The organism is Parabacteroides sp. AF39-10AC (assembly GCF_003635405.1).
Taxonomy (GTDB): Bacteria; Bacteroidota; Bacteroidia; order Bacteroidales; family Tannerellaceae; genus Parabacteroides; species Parabacteroides distasonis.
In genome coordinates, this window is sequence record NZ_QTLP01000024.1 from 4,471 (window position 1) to 8,709 (window position 4,239).

General features: G+C 46.1%; 3 protein-coding genes and 2 riboswitches. All 3 genes read left to right on the forward strand.

Features of this window, described 5'->3' with window-relative positions:
- Positions 1-192: riboswitch (cobalamin riboswitch) on the forward strand.
- Between the two features lie 85 nt (positions 193-277).
- From accC to DW033_RS18470, 3 genes are read left to right on the forward strand one after another with little or no spacing between them, the layout of a single operon-like run.
- On the forward strand, positions 278-1,789 hold the full coding sequence (gene accC / locus DW033_RS18460; protein WP_008777846.1) for an acetyl-CoA carboxylase biotin carboxylase subunit: 1,512 nt from the start codon (positions 278-280) through the stop codon (positions 1,787-1,789).
- A 12-nt stretch (positions 1,790-1,801) separates the two neighbouring features.
- The gene (locus DW033_RS18465) at positions 1,802-2,326 is read left to right on the forward strand and encodes a biotin/lipoyl-containing protein (RefSeq protein WP_005859628.1); all 525 of its coding nucleotides are present in this window, start codon (positions 1,802-1,804) and stop codon (positions 2,324-2,326) included.
- Complete coding sequence (locus DW033_RS18470; RefSeq protein ID WP_005859626.1) at positions 2,319-3,851, forward strand: acyl-CoA carboxylase subunit beta; 1,533 nt, start codon at positions 2,319-2,321, stop codon at positions 3,849-3,851. Before DW033_RS18465 ends, DW033_RS18470 begins: the two co-directional genes overlap by 8 nt.
- 157 nt (positions 3,852-4,008) lie before the next feature.
- Positions 4,009-4,210: riboswitch (cobalamin riboswitch) on the forward strand.
- Positions 4,211-4,239: the final 29 nt, after the last annotated feature.

The window sequence follows — 4,239 nt, forward strand, 5'->3', positions numbered from 1 at the left end:
CCCGAATCGGTTCCGCATATACCATTCGGGTATGTGGATTAAAAGGGAATCGGGTGTGAATCCCGGACAGTCCCGCTGCTGTGAAGCTCCGAAGAACATCTTGAAACAACACTATCGCCACTGGTTCTAGCGACCGGGAAGGCCTCAAGATGGGAGTCAGTCAGAAGACCTGCCATTCATTAAAGGCTGTTTTTGCTCGAGGGATTAGGAAAGCAGTACGAAAAGAATAAGAATCAATAGTTAATGATTTATGGAGAATTTATGTCCTCGTGGCGACATGATCCGTAAAGTGCTTGTTGCGAATCGAGGTGAGATCGCTATCCGTGTGATGCGCTCATGTAAGGAGATGGGGATTCGCACTGTTGCCGTATATTCGGAGACCGATCGTACCGCTCGGCATGTAATGTATGCGGATGAGGCAGCCTTGATAGGCCCGGCGGCTTCCAAGGAAAGTTATTTGAATATAGACAATCTGATCGCTGCGGCGAAACGGCACCATGCCGATGCGATACATCCCGGTTATGGTTTCTTGTCGGAGAACGCGGACTTCGCACGCCGTTGTAAGCAAGAAGGATTGATATTTATCGGTCCGTCAGCGGAGACGATGGAAGCGATGGGAGATAAGATCGCCGCACGCAAACGCATGATCGCCGCAGAGGTTCCTGTGGTTCCCGGTACGGAGCAACCGTTGCAAAGTGCGGAAGAAGCGCTTCGGGTTTGCGAAGAAATTGGTTTCCCTGTTATGCTGAAAGCTTCTATGGGAGGTGGAGGAAAAGGGATGCGCCTGATACATGAGAAGGGCGAGGTTGTCGAGGCTTATCATACGGCTCGTTCAGAATCGTTGTCCTCATTTGGTGATGATACGGTATATATAGAGAAATTCGTAGAGGAGCCGCATCATATAGAATTCCAGATATTGGGAGATAACCATGGTAATGTCATTCATCTATTTGACCGGGAATGTTCGGTTCAACGTCGTAACCAGAAAATAGTAGAGGAAAGCCCGTCTCCATTCCTAACAGCGGACTTACGTAAAGAAATGGGGGAAAAGGCTGTGGCTGCGGCTAAAGCGGTTCATTATTCCGGAGCGGGAACGATAGAGTTCCTTGTAGATAAGGACCGCCATTTTTATTTTTTGGAAATGAATACCCGGCTACAAGTAGAGCATCCTATCACGGAAGAAGTGGTAGGGGTGGATTTGGTAAAGGAACAAATCCGTATCGCCAATAATGAGGTTTTGCATCTTCGTCAAGAAGATCTTTTCCAACGAGGACATGCCATCGAGTGCCGGATCTGTGCGGAGGATACGGAAAATAATTTCATGCCTTCCCCGGGTATTATCCGGCAATTAACGGAACCGAATGGTATCGGGGTACGTATCGATAGCTATGTATATGAAGGGTATGAGATTCCGGTCTATTATGACCCTATGATCGGTAAATTAATCGTATGGGCAACGACACGTGCGTATGCGATCGAGCGTATGCGCCGGGTTCTATATGAATATAAAATCACGGGCTTAAAGACGAACCTCAGTTATTTGAAACGTATCATGCATAATCCTGATTTCGTGAAAGGGGAATATAATACATTATTTATCGCTAAGAATGCCCGGATGCTACAACGGTCTAACGGTAATAACGAGGAAATCGAGAATATCGCCATGATCGCCGCTTATATGGATTATTTGATGAATTTAGAGGAAAATACTTCTACCCAATTGGTGGATACACGTCCTATCAGCCGTTGGCGGGAGTTTGGTTTACAAAAAGGTGTCTTACGGATTTAACGGGTATTGGTTATGGAAATACATATCGGAAATCGTGTGGCCGATGTGACATTGGTCAGTAAAGAAGGGAATAAAGTCCGGCTTTCTATCGACGGGAAGCCGTATGATGTGGATATCGTGATGACGGAGAACGGCAGTTGTTCTGTCTTGCACGATGGGAACTCATTTAACGCGGAGATCATCTCCGGAGAAGATCATCGGAGTTATGACGTGAATATGTTCTACCGTTCCTATCATGTGGATATCGTAGATACCCAAAAGAAATATTTGCGTATGCGTAAAAGTGCGGAAGAGAAGCAAGATGACAAGATTGTCGCCCCGATGCCGGGTAAAGTCGTGAAAATACCTGTGCGGAAAGGAGATCGCTTGGAAACGGGGGATACCGTGGTCGTACTTGAGGCGATGAAGATGCAGAGTAACTATAAGGTAAGCTCAGCATGCGTGGTAAAAGATATATTGGTATCCGAGGGAGATTCCGTTGATAACAATCAAGTGCTTATGACTTTAGACCTATTAAAAGATGATTCATATGAATAACGAGCAATTATATAAAGATTTTGAGGCTTTGAATAAAGAGGCCTCGTTGGGAGGAGGATTGAATCGCATTGAGAAACAACATGCTTGCGGGCGTATGACCGCCCGTGAACGAATCGAGATGCTGTTGGATAAAGGGACTTTCAATGAGCTGGATAAATTCGTGGTGCATCGGTGTACAAACTTCGGGATGGATAAGAATAAGATTCCCGGTGATGGAATGGTAAGTGGTTATGGAAAGATCGATGGTCGTTTGGTATTTGTTTACGCTTATGATTTTACCGCATACGGTGGGACCTTGAGTGCCACGAATGCCGCTAAGATCGTGAAAGTGCAACAATTAGCCTTAAAGAACGGAGCGCCGATCATCGCCTTGAATGACTCGGGGGGTGCCCGGATTCAAGAAGGGGTGAATAGCTTGGCTGGTTATGCTTCTATCTTTTACCAAAATACGATGGCCTCGGGAGTCGTTCCCCAATTATCGGCTATTTTGGGGCCTTGTGCGGGGGGCGCTTGTTATTCCCCGGCTTTGACCGATTTTATTTTTATGGTCAAAGAGCAAAGTCATATGTTTATCACGGGGCCGGATGTCGTAAAGGCGGTGACTCACGAGGTGATCGATAAGGAAGAGCTGGGCGGGGCGCAGGTACATAGCGGAAAAAGCGGGGTCGCACATTTTGTGTGTGATACGGAAGAGGAGACTTTGATGAGTATCCGGGAACTTCTGAGTTTCCTGCCTTCTAATAATATGGAAGACGCTCCAGTTATAGCTTGTGCTGACGATGTGCGTCGGGTAGAAGAGTCGTTGCAGCATGTGATTCCGGAAGATCCTAATGTCCCTTATGACATCAAGGATATTATAGAGCCGATAGTGGATAATCATTACTTTTTCGAGGTTATGCCTCATTTCGCTCGCAATATTGTAGTGGGATTCGCTCGTTTGGGAGGCCGTACCATAGGTATCGTAGGGAACCAACCTGCCTTTTTAGCGGGAGTCTTGGATATCGATGCTTCTGATAAGGCCGCACGTTTCATTCGCTTCTGCGATTGCTTCAATATTCCATTGATCACGTTCGAGGATGTGCCGGGCTTCTTGCCGGGCTGTACGCAAGAACATGCGGGAATTATACGCCACGGGGCAAAAATTGTCTACGCTTATGCGGAGGCCACGGTTCCCAAAATCACGTTGATTACCCGGAAGGCTTACGGGGGAGCCTATATCGTAATGGCAAGTAAGCCTACCGGTGCCGATATAAACTTGGCATATCCGATGGCTGAGATTGCGGTGATGGGGGCTGAAGGTGCCGTGAATATATTATACCGGAAAGCCAACGATGAGGAGAAGAAACAAGCAATTCGTGAATACACCGAGAAATTCTCAAATCCTTACCGGGCAGCCGAGCAAGGATTTATAGATGAAGTCATACAACCTAGAGACACACGTTTTAAATTGATTCAGGCGTTGGAAATGGCGAAAAATAAGAGCCAGAGTAATCCTCCTAAAAAACATGGAAATATTCCCTTGTAGTAATTATTATTTAAGGAAAATCAAAGCCTCTTCCTGTCGGGAGGATAGCTTAGAGGTTAAAAGATCCCGGTTCAATTGTTTTGTCCCGGGATTTTTTTATTTGGATAATAAAAGTAAACAAAAAAGCGAAAAGATATGATATATACGGAAAACATGCTATCTTTGTTCCCGAATCGGTTCCGCATATACCATTCGGGTATGTGGATTAAAAGGGAATCGGGTGTAAATCCCGGACAGTCCCGCTGCTGTGAAGCTCCGAAGAACATCTTGAAACAACACTATCGCCACTGGTTCTAGCGACCGGGAAGGCTTCAAGATGGGAGTCAGTCAGAAGACCTGCCATTCATTAAAGGCTGTTTTTGCTCGAGGGATTAGGAAAGCAGTACGA

Coding starts and splice junctions, on each gene's coding strand:
- accC (WP_008777846.1), top strand. CDS start 278: ATGATCCGTAAAGTGCTTGTTGCGAATCGAGGTGAGATCGCTATCCGT.
- DW033_RS18465 (WP_005859628.1), top strand. CDS start 1,802: ATGGAAATACATATCGGAAATCGTGTGGCCGATGTGACATTGGTCAGT.
- DW033_RS18470 (WP_005859626.1), top strand. CDS start 2,319: ATGAATAACGAGCAATTATATAAAGATTTTGAGGCTTTGAATAAAGAG.